This window comes from Jatrophihabitans sp., from assembly GCF_046262535.1.
Classification (GTDB): Bacteria; Actinomycetota; Actinomycetes; order Mycobacteriales; family Jatrophihabitantaceae; genus Jatrophihabitans.
The window spans coordinates 16,370-30,755 of sequence record NZ_JBHEMO010000041.1 but is presented as its reverse complement, the minus strand read 5'-3'; the positions used below and the strand labels follow the sequence as shown (position 1 = coordinate 30,755).

Sequence of the window (14,386 nt, the reverse complement as noted above, 5' to 3'; positions counted from 1 at the left end):
TGGGGGTAGGACTGTCCCATGGATGATCTCGAGCGGTTCCTCACTGCCCAGCGCGCGTTCACCGATCGGGTGCACGCCGTCGCCGAGAACCAATGGCAGCTCGACACTCCGGACACCGAATGGACGGTCGCCGACCTGTTGGGCCACCTCATCGAGGAGCACCGGTACGCGGCGCCGCTGCTGCACGGGCAAGACCTCGAGACCGCGAGTCAGATCGTCGAGGGCAGCCGGTCGCTGCCGGTCGACGGCGGCGTCGGAGCGAACCTGGCCGAGGAGTGGGACGAGGCGGCTGTCGAGTCTGCGGACGCCTTTTCCAGCGACGGTGCACTCGACCGAACGGTTGAGCTCTCCCGCGGCACCACGCCGGTGCGCGACTACGTCAAAGAGATGACGTTCGACCTCGTCGTGCACGGGTGGGATCTCGCCACGGCGATCGGCTACTCAGGACCGCCGTTCCCCGATGAGGTCGTGGCGGACATCTACGCGGCCGCGAGGGAATTCGGCGACCTCTCGTCGAGCGGGTTCTTCGCTCCTCCGGTGGACGTGCCCGACGACGCGCCCACGCTGGACAAGCTCATCGGGCTGACCGGCCGCCGACCGCGCTAGAGACCGGCCGCGATACGGCGCACGATCGTGGCCGCGTCGTCATCGGTGATTGCCGACCAGCCGGTGCCGGCCCACAGGTTGGGGACGTCGGGATCGCCCGCCTGCGCGGCCGCCGCCCGCAACGGTCGGGTCAGGTGATGGATCTGGGGATAGCCGGCCGGCGCGTCGGCGTGCTCGACGGCGAAGCGGTTCGCCAGACCCCGCGCCCAGCGGCCGCTGAAGGCCCGCGTGACGACCGTCTCGCTGTACCGGCGCTCCAGCAGCGCCCGGCGGTACGGCGCCGAGGTGCCGGCCTCGGGCGTGCAGAGCAACGCGGTGCCGATCTGCACCGCGACGGCGCCGGCCTCCATGGCCGCGACGGCGTCGGCGGCCGTCATGATGCCGCCGGTGGCGACGAGCGGCAGGTCGGCGACCGCCCGTACCGACGCCAGCGCCTCGTTCAACGATGCGCGGTTCGGCGTAACGCCGGCGAAGGTGCCCTGGTGGCCGCCGGCCTCCGTCCCCTGCACGACAAGTGAGTCGGCGCCGGCTGCCGCCGCGGTCGTGGCCTCGTCGGCCGACGTCACCGTGACGGCGACCCGGACGCCGGCGCTGTGCAACCGGGCAACGACATCGGCCGTCGGGCAGCCGAAGGTGAAACTGACGGTGTGAACGCCCGCACGGGCGAGGAGGTCGAGCTTGGCCGGGTACGCGTCGTCCTCCCAGCGCGGCTCGCCGAGCGGCGCGCCGAGCCGCTCGGCCTCGGGTTGCAGCGAGGCGGCGTAGTTCGCGATCGCCGCGCCGTCGGCGTTAGGCCGGCCGGGGACGAACACGTTGACGCCGACCGGCGCCGCGGTGAGCGCGCGGGTGCGGTCGAGCGCCGTGCGCAGCGCATCCGGGCTGAGGTAGCCGGCGGCGACATAGCCGAAGCCGCCGGCACCAGTCACCGCGGCGGCGAGCTCGGGCGTCGACGGGCCGCCGGCCATTGGCGCCTGCACGATCGGCAATCGGGCGGGAACGGTCATCTGCCCATCCTCGCGCCGCTGTCGGCTCACGTGGTCGTGAGCTGCCACACCTTCCGAACCTGATCGGCGATCAGCTCCGGTGCCGCGTCGATCGCCACGTGCCCCTGACCGGCCAGGACGACAAGGTCACTGCCGGCGACCAGGTCGGCGGCCGCCCGCGTCGATGCCGTCAGATGCGGCGTCGTGGAGTCGCCCGACAGGAACCGCACCGGTCCGGCCGCTCGTACCGGCCGCGGGGCGAACGTGCGCACGGCGCGGGCTTCTCGCACGACGGTGTGGACGGCGGCGAGGCGAGCCGCCCAGATGGGCAGGGGGCGCATCGCGTCGATCGCCGCCTCGTCGAAGCGCAGCGCCTCCCGGTAGAACATCTCGAGGACCGCCTCGCGCCGCCCTTCGTCGAGCGCGGCCTGCCACCGGCTCAGCTGGCTCTCGCTGAAGACCTCGTATTCCGGGGTGGCGAACGGCGGCTCGTACAGCAGCACCGCAGCCGCGGGCACCCGGTCGAGGACGCTCAACGTGGCGGTGGCGCCGTAGGAGTGCCCGAACACCATTGCCGGATCAGGAAGGGACGCGAACATCGCCAGGACGTCCTCGCCCTCCCGCTCGATCGCATAGGCCTCCGCTTCCGCCGTGCTGCCACCCCGTCCGCGGCGGTCGAGCATCACGAGGGTGAACTCGTCACGCAGCAACGGAACCAGCGGAGCCCAGCGGGTGTGGTCGGCGGTGCTGCCGTGCACCAGCAGCACTGACGGGCCGGTGCCCTCGACGTATGCGGTCACGACAGTGCCGTCCGCACTCGTCGATTCGACGTGCAATGGTGGCGTCATGGCCTCACGATCGCATGCCGGGACCGACGACGTCGCCCAGCGGATCCTGGCCTGCATCGAGTCGATCCCGGCCGGGCGGGTGATGACCTACGGCGACGTCGCCGAGTACGCCGGGGCTTCGTCGCCGCGCATCGTCGGACGGGTGTTGGCCGCCGATGACGGGTCCGTGCCGTGGCATCGGGTGATGCGCGCCGACGGGTCACTGGCCGAGCATCTCTACACCGAGCAGCGGCAGCGGTTGCTCGCCGAGGGAGTGCGGTTCCGCGGCGATCGGGTCGAGCTCGCGCGGTTCCGCTGGGACGGCTCACCAGAAGCGTGACTGCCCGGGAATCGTCTCCAGATCGGTCAACACCAGTTGGCCGTCGTCCTCGTCCTTGATGTCCTCCGCGGCGGCCAGCGCCTGCTCGGTGTGGGCACGCGACCGATCGAGGTCACCGGCGATGGCGGCGCCGCGGGCGAGCGCCTCGTAGGCGAAGGCCAGGTCGAAGTCGCCCAGCCCGTTCTCCTGGCAGATGTCGAGGACGCGCTGCGCGTGGTGCAGGCACGGCTCCGGCCTACGCAGGGCGGCATAGACCCGCGAACACTGCCACTCGCTGCGGGCGACGTTCTCCGGCTTGCCGACCTGTCGCCAGTGATGGGCGCACGCATGTGCCATGTGCAGCATGGCGTCGTCCTCGTCGCGGCTGCGCTGTTCCTTCTCGAGCAGCGTCCACGTCGCGTTGAACAACCCGGCCGCGAGACGGCGCTCGTCGTCGGGGTCCATCGGCTCCAGCTTCGTGGCCATAGGCGTCGGCGTCCTTCACTCACGAGATGATCAAGGGTGTGCAGTCGCGCTGCACGCGTGTGAGCCGGGCTTCGAGGCGGCGGCGTTGACGGCGAGCACGTCAGAGAGATCGGCCGCATCGGTGCAGCGGCGGACCTCGCCGATCGGCACGTCCACGCTGCGCAACAGCGCGATGCGGGCCGCGGTGGCAACCTGAGCACCGCCCGTAGCCCGAGGCGCCCACGAGTGCGGGACGAAGCAGGCCGATCCGGTCGTAGTGGCGCAGCGCTTCGTGGTGAGACCGGCCCGACGGGCCAGCTGCCCGACACTCATCAACCCGGTCATGGACGCAGAGGCTACGAGGTTGCCGCGGGGGAGGGGCAAGATTGGCGCGTGGATCCCGTCAACGAACTGCGCCTCGTCGTCACCGTCGATGACTACGACGGCGCCCTCGCCTTCTACCGTGACGCTCTGGGGTTGCGCCAACATGCGGCCTACGCCGCGCCCAACGGCGGCCGCGTGACCCTGCTCGACGCCGGGCGGGCAACCATCGAGCTGGCCGACGCCGCGCAGGCAGACTTCATCGACGAAGTGGAGGTCGGTCGACGCGTCGCCGGCAAGATCCGTGTGGCGCTCGAGGTCCCGGACGCGCGCGCCGCGACCGAGCGGCTCGCGTCCGCGGGCGCCGGCCTGGTCGCCGAACCGACCCGGACACCGTGGAACTCGCTCAACGCTCGGCTGACCGCGCCGGACGGGCTGCAACTCACCCTGTTCGAGGAGCTCGGGGCTGACTGAAACTGTCACCCCTCCGTGTTGAGATTGTCCTCGTGAACGAACCCGCCTACCGCCTGGTGCGGGCGCCCCGTCCGGTTCCGGCCGCTCCGCACCTCGACGCCGCGCAACGCGCCGTCGTCGAGCACCGCGGTGGGCCCCTGCTGGTGTTGGCCGGTCCGGGCACCGGCAAGACCACCACCCTGGTCGAGGCGGCGGTGCAGCGGGTCGAGCGCGGGGTGCCCGTCGACGACATCCTGATGTTGACGTTCAGCCGGCGAGCCGCCGGTGAGATGCGCGACCGGGTGACAGCGCGGCTGGCGCGCACGATCCGCGAGCCCATCGCCCGCACCCTGCACTCGTACGCGTTCGGCGTGCTGCGTCTTGCGAATCGGCGCGGCGCCGATCTCGGCGAGCCGCTGCCGCCGCCGCGCCTGCTGTCCGGCGCCGAGCAGGACATCATGTTGCGCGATCTGGTCGAGGGCCGCGCCGCCGAGCGGTGGCCCGCGCAGCTGCGGCCGGCCCTTCGCACCCGCGCCTTTGCCGGCGAACTGCGCGACCTGCTGATGCGCGCCGTCGAGCGCGGACTGGACGGGCCGGCGCTCGTCGACCTCGGCCGGGCTCGCTCGCGCGACGACTGGATCGCCGCGGGCGAGTTCCTCACCGAGTACCAGAACGTCTCGTCGCTGGCCAAGCCCGGCGCCTACGACCCGTCCGAGTTGATCCGATCCGCGCTGAACGCCCTGCACGGCGATCCCGAGCTGCTGGCCGCGGAGCGCGCGCACCGCAGGCACCTGTTCGTCGACGAGTACCAGGACACCGACCCCGCCCAGGCCGAGCTGCTCGCCCTTCTCGCCGAGGGCGCCGATGAGCTGGTCGTCGTCGGAGACCCCGACCAGTCGATCTACGCGTTCCGCGGGGCCGACGCGTCGGCGATCCATGCGGTGGACGAACGATTCGGTGCCGGCGCGCCGGTCCCGGTGGTCGCCCTCGGTGTCTCCCGCCGCTCCGGCGCCGATCTGCTGGCGGCGTCGCGCCGCATCGCCGGCCGCCTGCCGGGCCGGGCCGAGCAGCGGCGTCTGCAATCGGCGGGCGACGACCCGGGCCGGGTGGACACGTGCCTGTTCCGCACCGCGAGCGAAGAGGCGGCCTACCTGGCCGGCGTCCTGCGCCGCGCGCACCTCGACGGCCTGCCGTGGTCCCGGATGGCCGTCGTCGTCCGCTCCACCACCGGCGTCCTCGCCACCCTGCGCCGGGCCCTGATCACGGCCGGGGTGCCGGTCGTGTTGCGCGACGAGGACCTGCCGCTGGCCGAACAGCCGGCGGTGGCGGTGCTGCTCGAGGTCCTGCGCCTGGCACTCGAACCCGGTTCGCTGACCGAGGACGCGGCCGAGCGGCTGCTGCTCGGGCCGGTGGGCGGGGCCGATGTCGTCTATGTGCAGCGACTGCGTCGCGTGCTGCGCCAGCGCGACTCGGCTGAAGAGACCGCCCTGCTGGCTCCCGCCGTGCTCGACCCGAAGGACGCCCGGGGATTGCCCGACCACGTCAAGTGGCCCGTCGTTCGTGTCGCCGGGGTGCTGGCGGCCGGGCGGGATGCCGTGAAGGCCAAGGGCAGTTCTGAGGACGTCCTCTGGGCGATCTGGGACGCGACCAGTCTGGCTCGCCGGTGGGCGCAGCAGAGCGCGGCCGGCGGTGGCACCGGAGCGGCCGCCGACCGCGACCTCGACGCCGTGGTCGCGCTCTTCGACGCGGCCGCCCGGTTCACCGACCGGCTGCCCCGCTCGTCGGCGCGCGAGTTCGCCGAGCATCTCGCCGCGCAGCAGATTCCCGGCGACACGCTCGGCGCCGGTACCCGCGCGCCGGACGCCGTTGCGATCGTCACCGCGCACGCCAGCAAGGGCCTCGAGTGGGACCTCGTGTGCGTCGCCCACGTCCAGGAGGGCAGCTGGCCGGACCTGCGCCGCCGCGGGTCGCTGCTCGGCTCGGAGTTGCTCGTCGACGTGCTGGCCGGCCGGGACACACCGGGTGGGCCACCGATGTCCATGCAGCTGGCCGAGGAACGCCGGCTCTTCTACGTCGCCGTCACCCGGGCCAGGCAGCGGCTCGTGGTCAGCGCGGTGGCCGGCGAAGAGGAGCAGCCGTCGCGATTCCTGGACGAGCTCGACCCCGTCGAGGGCGACCGGCCCCTGACGCCACCGATACGCGGAGTGCATCTCGGCGCACTGGTCGCCGAACTGCGGGCCGCGGCCTGCGATCCCGAGACCGACGCCGATCTGCGGGAAGCCGCCGCCGCCGAGCTCGCCCGCCTCGCCGCGGCCGGGGTCCGCGGCGCCGACCCGGCACAGTGGTGGGGGTTGGCGCCGCTGACCGACGACGGCCCGGTCGCCGACCCCGACCGGCCCGTTCCGGTCAGCCCGTCGCGCATCGACTCGTTCCTGCGCTGCGAGGTCCGTGCGCTTCTCCAGGACGTCGGCGCCCGTGACGGGGAGCAGATCTCGGCCTCGCTGGGCACGCTCGTCCACGAGATCGCCGCGACCGCGCCGCCCGACGCCGACCTGCCGGAGCTCGAGCGGTTGCTGGACGAGCAGTGGGGCAGCCTCGACTTCGGCGCCCAGTGGTTCGCCCTGAACGAGCGGCGCCGGGCCTCTCGCATCCTGGCCCGGCTCGTCGAGTGGATGCGCACGAGCCGCGCGCAGTACGAACTCGTCGGCATCGAGCGCGCGTTCACCGCCGTGGTCGGGGACGCCGTTCTCACCGGCCGGGTCGACCGGGTCGAGAGGGATTCGGCGGGACGGCTGGTGGTCGTCGACCTCAAGACCGGCAAGTCGAAGGTGCGCAGCGAGGAACTGCCCCTCCATCCACAACTGGGGGCCTACCAGCTCGCGGTCGAGGCCGGCGCCTTCGGCGACGACGAGCGTTCCGGCGGTGCGCTGCTCGTGCAGCTGGCGGCGTCGGGCAAGGATCCGGAACAGTTCCAGCCGCCCTTGTCCGACGCCGAGGACCCCGACTGGATCACCCGCCAGGTCGACCACGTCGCGGGCCGCATGCGGGGCAGCGAATTCACCGCCCGGGTCAACTCGTACTGCGGCAACTGCGACCTGCAGAAGTGCTGCCCGCTGCAGAGCGGCCGCCAGGTGACGACATGACGGCGCCGGTGCGGACGACAGGATCGACGCCGATGATCGGCGCGGTCGAGCTCAGCAAGCGCCTCGGGCTCGAGCATGCGCCCACGGACGAGCAGGCTGCGGTCATCGAGGCGCCGCTGGGCCCGTCCGTGGTCATCGCCGGAGCCGGGTCGGGCAAGACCGAGACGATGGCCGCCCGGGTGGTGTGGTTGGTGGCCAACCGGCTGGTCACTCCCGACGCGGTCCTCGGCCTCACCTTCACCCGCAAGGCCGCGGCCGAACTGGGCCGGCGGGTGCGACGCCGGCTCGCGCAGTGGCGCCTGGTCCTCGAGCGCGACGCCGGCGGCGACCCCGATGCGACCGAGCAACTGGCGCAGCTCTTGGCCGGCGAGCCGACCGTCCTCACCTACGCGGCCTATGCCGGCCGCCTTGTCGCCGAGCACTCGCTGCGCGTGGGGTTCGAGCCCGACTCGCGGCTGATCTCACCCGCGGTTGGATGGCAGCTGGCCGATCAGGTCTCGCGCAACCATCCGGACGCACTGCCCGAGGACATCGGCGCGCGGAGCAGCGTGCCGCGCTACGTCCTGGACATGAGCGGCCAGCTCGCCGATCACCTGGCCCGAGTACCTGACGTCGGCCGCCTCTGTTCCGAGATGCTCGACTGGTTCGAGACGCTGCCGCTCGGCAAGGGCATCCGCTCGCCGTATCCCGGCGAGACCGCGAAGTTCGTCGACTCGCTGCGCCACAGGCTGGCGCTGCTGCCGCTCGTCCAGGGCTACGCCGACGCCAAGGCCGCGCTGGCCGCCGTGGACTTCGCCGACCAGATGACGGTCGCGGCCGAGGTCGCCCAGCTGCCCGAGGTGCAGCAGATCGAGCGCTCCCGGTTCGCAGCCGTGCTGCTCGACGAGTACCAGGACACCGGCCACGCGCAGATCAAGACGTTGTGCGGCCTGTTCGGCGGGGGTCACCCGGTGACCGCCGTCGGCGACCCGTTCCAGTCGATCTACGGTTGGCGTGGTGCCAGCGCCGGCAACATGGGCCGCTTCGCGGCGACGTTCGCCCGGGCCGACGGACGCCCGGCCGACGTCTATCCGCTGGCGACCAGCTTCCGCAACGACGAGGTGATCCTGCAGGCCGCCAACGAGGTCGCCGCGCCGCTGCGGGCCGAAGCGGCCTCGGTCGAGTTGCGCGCCGCTCCGCATGCCGGGCCGGGACTGATCGCCGCGGCCCGCACCGAGACAGTCGAGGACGAAGCGAGGTGGCTCGCCGACCGGATGCGCAGCGCGTGGGACGAGCTGCCCGGCGGCGACCGCACGGCGGCCGTGCTGGTCCGCCGACGTTCGCAGATCCCGATCCTGTCCGAAGCGCTGCAGGCGGCCGGGCTGCCCGTCGAGATCGTCGGTCTGGGCGGCCTGCTCACCACCCCTGAAGTGGTCGACGTCGTCGCCACCCTGCGCGTCCTCGTGCACCACGACGCCGGTACCGCGCTCGCCCGGCTGCTCACCGGGGCACGGTGGCGGGTCGGGCCGCGGGATCTCGCTGCGTTGAGTGCTCGGGCCCGGCAACTGGGCCGGATGCACGCGCCGACTCCGCCGCCGGTGCAGGGAAACCTGTTCGGCGGGGAGCCGGAACTGCCCGTGCCGACCCCGCCGCGCGAGCCGATCGGCATCGTCGAGGCGCTCGACGACCTGGGGCCGCCGGGGCAGTACTCGACCGAGGGCTACGTTCGGATGACGGCACTGGCCGACGAGCTGCGCCGCCTGCGCCGCCGCGTGTCTGCACCTCTGCCCGACCTCGTCGCCGACGTCGAGCGGGCGATCGGGGTCGACCTCGAAGTCGCCGCCCGCGCCGACCGCGTCCGGATCGGCCGGGCCCACCTCGACCGGTTCCTCGACGAGTCCGCCGACTTCGCCAACGAGGCCGACGAGGCCACGCTCACCGCGTTCCTTGCCTATCTCGAGGCCGCCGAGGACGAGGAGAACGGCCTCGACGCCGGCGAGGTGGTGGTCGAGTCGGAGCGAGTGCAGGTGCTCACCGTCCACGGCGCCAAAGGCCTCGAGTGGGACGTCGTCGCGGTGCCTGGTCTGGTGGACTGTGTCTTTCCGGCCGAGGCGCGGTCGGTGAACTGGACCCGGGCCCGGCAAGAGATCCCGGCTCCGCTGCGCGGCGATCGCGGCGACCTGCCCGAGCTGCGACTCGACGGCGCCGCCGATCGCAAACAGGTGCGGGACCGGCTGATCGAGCAGCACGCCGCGGTACTGGAGCGGCAGGCCCTTGAGGAGCGACGGCTTTGCTACGTGGCACTCACCCGCGCCCGGCACACCGTGTTCGCCTCCGGCTACGTCTGGGACACCGCGATCAAGCCACGGGCGGTATCGCCCTTCCTCGAGGAACTGCGGCCACACGCGACCATCGACGAGTGGGTCGAGGCGGGCCCGGACGCGGCCAACCCGCTCATTGCCGAAGCGCGTGAGGTGCCGTGGCCGATCGACCCGTTCGGGCCGTACCCGGGCGACCGCGGTCCGGGCCGGCGCGCCGACGTGGAGGCGGGGGCCGCGCTCGTCCGCGCCGCGCAGTCAGGCGAGGTGCCTCCCACCGGCGAGGCGGTCGGCACCGCAGGGGAGTGGCGCGGACACGTCGACCGGTTGCTCGCCGAGCGCTCCGCTCTGGCCCAGGGCGACGTGATCGACGTGGTCCTGCCGCAGCAGCTGTCGGTGTCGCAGCTGGTCGAGCTGCGGCACGATCCGGCCGCTCTGGCGCGGGCGCTGCGCCGCCCGGTGCCGCACCGCCCGGCCCCGTGGGCCCGGCGCGGTACCGCCTTCCACACGTGGCTCGAGCAGCGCTGGCAGAAGCAGACGCTGCTCGACATGGACGAACTGCCCGGTGCGGCTGACGAGGGCGCCGACGACTCGGAGTTCCTCGAGCTGCGGGCGGCCTTCGAGGCCAGCGAATGGGCCCAACGCACGCCCGCGGAGGTCGAGGTGCCCTTCGAGATGACGATCGGCGAACGCGTCGTCCGCGGCCGCATGGATGCGGTGTTCCGCGACAGCGACAGCGACAGCGTCGGTGACGACGGGAGCGAGCGCTGGCTGGTGGTCGACTGGAAGACCGGCCGCAAGCCGACCGGCGCCGCCGCTGCGGCAGCGGCCGTCCAGCTCGCCGCCTATCGCCTCGCCTGGGCCCGGCTCAACGACATTCCCGACGCCCAGCTGCACCGTGTTCGCGCGGCGTTCCATTACGTCCGCAGCAGCGAGACGGTCGAGCCGAACCGGCTGCTCGACGCCGACGGGTTGCGCGCGTTGATCGTCGGCGGCGGGAGCTGATCGTCGTGCCCGACCGACCCGCACTCGATCACCTCGTCCTCGCCGCACCCGACCTGGACCAAGCGGTCGCCTGGTTCGCCGACATCACCGGCGTGCGACCCGCGCCGGGCGGCAGCCACATCGGTCTGGGCACCGCCAATCACCTGGTCGGGCTCGGCGCAGGCGGCTACCTCGAGATCATCGGCCCCGACCCGGCGCAACCCGACCCCGATCAGCCTCGCCCGTTCGGCATCGACGCCCTGTCGAGGCCGCGCCTCGTCACGTGGGCGGTGTGTACCGCCGACCTCAACGCGGCTGTCCAGCGGGCCCGGGCGGCCGGCTACGACCCGGGCGATCCGCTGCCGATGTCGCGCCGCACGCCGGACGGCCACCGGCTGGCCTGGCGGCTCACGCCTCCCCGCCTGGACCTCGGTGACGGTGTGGTGCCCTTCCTCATCGATTGGGACACGACGCCGCACCCGACGACGCGCGAACTGCCCCTCACCCCATTGCTCGAACTCTCCGCGCGCCACCCCGATCCGGCACCCGTCGCGCACGCGTTGGCCGCCCTCGGGGTGGGGGTGCGCCTCACCGCCGGTGAACCGGCGGCCCTCACCGCCGTGGTGCAGGGCCGCGACCGCCCCGTCCCGCTCTAGAGCGAGACGCTGGCCGTCCGACCACTGAGGTGTGACGCCAGCCGGAAACGCTCCGGAACGCTGGAATCCGCCCCGGTCACCAGGTCGGCCACCATTTCGCCGATCACCGGCGCGAACTTGGCCCCGTGCCCCGAGCACGGCGAACAGACGACCAGATCGTCGACCCGATCCAGCACGAAGTCCTCCGACGGCGTCTCGGTATAGAGACAGGTCCCCTCGGTCCGAAGCGCCGGCTCGAGCCCGGGCAGCCATCGCTGCACGTAGGCGACGACGCGTTCGCGCGACGCGGGGTCGACGACGCCGTCCGGCTCCGCCGCGGTGGTCGGATGGCCACCGTCGTGCTCTCCGATCTTGCGGTCGTCGTGCGGGCCCCCGTCCCGGCCGCCGGCCAGGTGGTAGACGGCGTGCGCGTCGCGGTCGTGAATGACGCTCGGCCACGCAGGACCGCCCGGATCCCGCCGCGGGAAGTGGAAGAGCTGCTGCTCCGTCACGCGCAGCGGTGGCAAGGTCACGACACCGGACAGCAGCGGCCCGATCCAGCCACCCGCCGCCACGACCGTGCAGCGCGCCGACACGGAGCCGCCGTCGCCCAGGATCACGCGCCGGCCTGCGTCGGCCACCGCGACGATTTCGGTCGACGGGAGCACCTGGGCCCCGGCGGCGGCCGCTTGCGCGAGTAGTGCCGCCACCGCGCCGGCCGCATCCATCGTGCCGGCCTGCTCATGGAAGAGCACCTCGCCCTCGAACACCATGCCGGGCCACCGGGCCGCGGCCTCGGCGGGTGGCAACACCTCGTGCCGCACGCCGGCGTCGGCGAGCAGCCGAGCCATCTTCGGCACATTGCGACGCACGCCGAAGTCCAGGCTGCCCAGCATGCGCAAGATCGCGGTCCCGGACGCGAGCTCCAGTTCGCGCCACAGCTCGAAGGCTCGACCGGTCAGCGAGACGTACAGCCCGTCGCCGTAGCCCCGCCGCACGATGCGGGCACTGCCGTGCGAGCTGCCCCGCAGATGGCCCAACGGGAACTGCTCGGCCACCACCACCGGGAGGCCACGCCGAGTCAGCGCCCAGGCCGCACCGGCGCCGGCCAACCCAGCGCCGATGATCACGACGGGGTCGTTCTCGGCCATAGCGCAAAGGCTATCGTCGGGATCGTGAGTGACGGCATCCGCGATTTCATCGACGAGCACCGCGCCGACCTGCTGGCCGACCTCGACCAGTGGCTGCGCATCCCCGGCATCAGCGCCCAACCCGATCGCCACGGCGACGTCCGCCGCAGCGCCGAATGGTTCGCCGACGCCGCCCGGCGGACCGGCTTTCCCACCGTGGAGATCTGGGACGACGGCGCGTGGTTGCCGGCCGTCTACGCCGAGTGGCCGAGCGGGGACGCCGACGCCCCAACCGTCCTCGTGTACGCCCACCACGACGTGCAGCCCGTCGACCCGCTGGAGTTGTGGCACACCGACCCGTTCGACCCCACGATCGACGGCGACCTGCTCCGGGCTCGCGGCGCGTCCGACGACAAGGGCCAGTTGCTGTTCCACCTGCTCGGCCTGCGGGCCCACCTGGCCGCTACCGGGCGCAGCACTCCGGCGGTGAACCTCAAGTTCATCGTCGAGGGCGAGGAGGAGTCCGGCTCGCCGCACTTCGAGGAGCTGCTGGCGAAGTACCGCAACCGACTGGCCTGCGACGTCGTCGTCGTGACCGACACCGGGATGGTGGCGGCCGACGTCCCCAGCACGGTCACGGGCATGCGCGGCATGGTCGCGGCCACCGTCCACCTGCACGGGCCCGACCTCGACCTGCACTCAGGAGTCTTCGGCGGCGCCGTCCCGAACCCCGCGGCGGCCGTCGCCCGGCTCGTCGCCGCGCTGCACGACGAGAACGGCAAGGTGCAGGTCCCCGGCTTCTACGACGACGTCCTCGAGCTGACCGACGCCGAGCGCGAGCTGTTCGCCAGGGTCCCCGACGACGACAGCGAATTCCTCAAAGTCGCGCAGTCACGGGCCCTGCACGGCGAGGACGGCTACTCCACGCTCGAGCGCCTCGGGGCCCGGCCCACCGCCGAGGTGAACGGGATCGGCGGCGGCTACCAGGGCGCCGGCCACAAGACGATCGTCCCGAGCGACGCGTTCGTGAAGCTCTCGTTCAGGCTGGTCGCCGACCAGGACCCGTCCAAGATCATCAAGGGCGTCGAGCAGTTCGTCTCGCAGCACACCCCGGACGGGATCACCGCCTCCGTCGAGTGGGAGGGCGCCGGTGTGCGCGCCTGCATCGTCCCGCTCGGGACACCCGCCTACACCCGCCTGACCGACGCCATCAGTGCCGCGTTCGACGGCGCGGCGGTACTGCCGACACGTGAGGGCGGCAGCGGGCCGGAGGCTGGGCTGCAGCTGGCCGTCGCCGCGCCGCTGGTGTTCCTCGGCGTCGGGCTGCCCGACGACCAGATCCACGCGCCGAACGAGAAGGTGACGCTGTCGATGTTGTTCAAGGGCGCCGAGGCGGCCGCCCGGCTCTGGAGCGGCTACGCCGCCCTGGGCAAGGACGCGTTGCGTTCGGCATGACGGCGCCGCTCGAGGGGACGAGTCGATGAGGGTCCGCCTGGGCGTGCTGGGGCTGGCCGCGATCGGGCTGCTCGCCGGTTGCGCCGACGTCGTCGACGGCAACGGGGCCCTGGGCGGAGTGCCCGGACACTCCGGCGCGTCGTCCACCCCGGACTTCCCCGGGCAGACCGGCGCCCCGAGCGGTTCGGCCAGTGCCTCGGCGCCTTCCCTGTCCCCAGGCGGGAGCGCATCCGGCACCGCGGCGCCGCCCACCCCCTGTCCCCACGTGACGTTCGCCGCGGCCAAGCTGGCCTTCGACTGCCTGGGCAGCGGCTTCCGAGCCGACACCGGCGGGTCGATCTGGCCGTTGCGCGAGTCGAAGACCGTCGAGTCGGCCACCGGCTGGGTGGTCGAAGAGGGCGCTGGGCACTGGGGCGCGACCGACGGGCACTCGCTCGCCGCGATCGCCACGAACGTGCGCGGCCAGATGGCCGACGCCGGCGGCTACGGCGACGCGCCGACGATCACCACGCTGGCCGACGACGATACGACGGTCGACGGGGCAGACGCGCATCTGCTGCACACGCGCTTCACCCTCAACCCCACGTGGGCGAAGTCGCGGAAGACGGCGGTCAAGCAGGAGCAGCTCTGGATCCTCGCGATCAAAGTCGGCAGCGACGACGTGTCGCTCTGGTACACCTCGATCCCCGACCTGGTGAAGGACCTCTGGGCCAAGGTGCCGTCGATCATCAAGTCGATCAAGGTCGGCTGACCGCGCGCCGTGCTGTT

The 14,386-nt window shown here is 72.7% G+C and carries 13 protein-coding genes; 8 read left to right on the top strand and 5 right to left on the bottom strand.

The window, feature by feature from the left end:
• Positions 1–18: 18 nt before the first annotated feature.
• Complete coding sequence (locus ABR571_RS06525; protein ID WP_409452377.1) at positions 19–606, top strand: TIGR03086 family metal-binding protein; 588 nt, start codon at positions 19–21, stop codon at positions 604–606.
• Here the strand turns inward: ABR571_RS06525 and ABR571_RS06520 are convergent.
• Complete coding sequence (locus ABR571_RS06520; RefSeq protein WP_409452376.1) at positions 603–1,610, bottom strand: nitronate monooxygenase; 1,008 nt, start codon at positions 1,608–1,610, stop codon at positions 603–605. The genes ABR571_RS06525 and ABR571_RS06520 overlap by 4 nt on opposite strands.
• Before the next feature lie 26 nt (positions 1,611–1,636).
• Positions 1,637–2,437, bottom strand: a complete 801-nt coding sequence (locus ABR571_RS06515) for an alpha/beta fold hydrolase (protein ID WP_409452375.1) — start codon at positions 2,435–2,437, stop codon at positions 1,637–1,639.
• Between ABR571_RS06515 and ABR571_RS06510 the strand changes: the two genes are divergently transcribed.
• Positions 2,436–2,756 (top strand): MGMT family protein, encoded by a 321-nt coding sequence (locus ABR571_RS06510; protein ID WP_409452374.1) that lies wholly within the window; start codon positions 2,436–2,438, stop codon positions 2,754–2,756. The two genes, ABR571_RS06515 and ABR571_RS06510, sit on opposite strands and share 2 nt — an antisense overlap.
• On the opposite strand, the gene ABR571_RS06505 is transcribed toward ABR571_RS06510, so the two are convergent.
• Positions 2,742–3,221, bottom strand: coding sequence for a hypothetical protein (locus ABR571_RS06505; protein ID WP_409452373.1), 480 nt, complete (start codon positions 3,219–3,221; stop codon positions 2,742–2,744). The genes ABR571_RS06510 and ABR571_RS06505 overlap by 15 nt on opposite strands.
• A gap of 30 nt (positions 3,222–3,251) precedes the next feature.
• A complete protein-coding gene (locus tag ABR571_RS06500; RefSeq protein ID WP_409452372.1) occupies positions 3,252–3,545 on the bottom strand; it encodes a hypothetical protein in 294 nt (97 codons plus the stop codon).
• 48 nt (positions 3,546–3,593) lie between these two features.
• On the opposite strand from ABR571_RS06500, the gene ABR571_RS06495 reads away from it, so the two are divergent.
• Genes ABR571_RS06495 through ABR571_RS06480 form a run of 4 tightly spaced genes read left to right on the top strand, consistent with a single transcriptional unit; the run spans position 3,594 to position 11,054 of the window.
• Positions 3,594–3,995, top strand: coding sequence for a VOC family protein (locus tag ABR571_RS06495; protein ID WP_409452371.1), 402 nt, complete (start codon positions 3,594–3,596; stop codon positions 3,993–3,995).
• A gap of 32 nt (positions 3,996–4,027) precedes the next feature.
• On the top strand, positions 4,028–7,117 hold the full coding sequence (locus ABR571_RS06490) for an ATP-dependent helicase (protein ID WP_409452370.1): 3,090 nt from the start codon (positions 4,028–4,030) through the stop codon (positions 7,115–7,117).
• Complete coding sequence (locus tag ABR571_RS06485; RefSeq protein WP_409452369.1) at positions 7,114–10,419, top strand: UvrD-helicase domain-containing protein; 3,306 nt, start codon at positions 7,114–7,116, stop codon at positions 10,417–10,419. Before ABR571_RS06490 ends, ABR571_RS06485 begins: the two co-directional genes overlap by 4 nt.
• A 5-nt stretch (positions 10,420–10,424) precedes the next feature.
• Complete coding sequence (locus ABR571_RS06480) at positions 10,425–11,054, top strand: VOC family protein (protein WP_409452368.1); 630 nt, start codon at positions 10,425–10,427, stop codon at positions 11,052–11,054.
• Here ABR571_RS06480 and ABR571_RS06475 read toward each other — a convergent pair.
• Positions 11,051–12,184 (bottom strand): FAD-dependent oxidoreductase, encoded by a 1,134-nt coding sequence (locus ABR571_RS06475; RefSeq protein WP_409452367.1) that lies wholly within the window; start codon positions 12,182–12,184, stop codon positions 11,051–11,053. The genes ABR571_RS06480 and ABR571_RS06475 overlap by 4 nt on opposite strands.
• A 24-nt stretch (positions 12,185–12,208) precedes the next feature.
• Here ABR571_RS06475 and ABR571_RS06470 point away from each other — a divergent pair, with 24 nt between their 5' ends.
• The gene (locus ABR571_RS06470; RefSeq protein ID WP_409452366.1) at positions 12,209–13,618 is read left to right on the top strand and encodes a dipeptidase; all 1,410 of its coding nucleotides are present in this window, start codon (positions 12,209–12,211) and stop codon (positions 13,616–13,618) included.
• 25 nt (positions 13,619–13,643) lie between these two features.
• A complete protein-coding gene (locus ABR571_RS06465; protein ID WP_409452365.1) occupies positions 13,644–14,369 on the top strand; it encodes a hypothetical protein in 726 nt (241 codons plus the stop codon).
• The last annotated feature ends 17 nt before the right edge of the window (positions 14,370–14,386 follow it).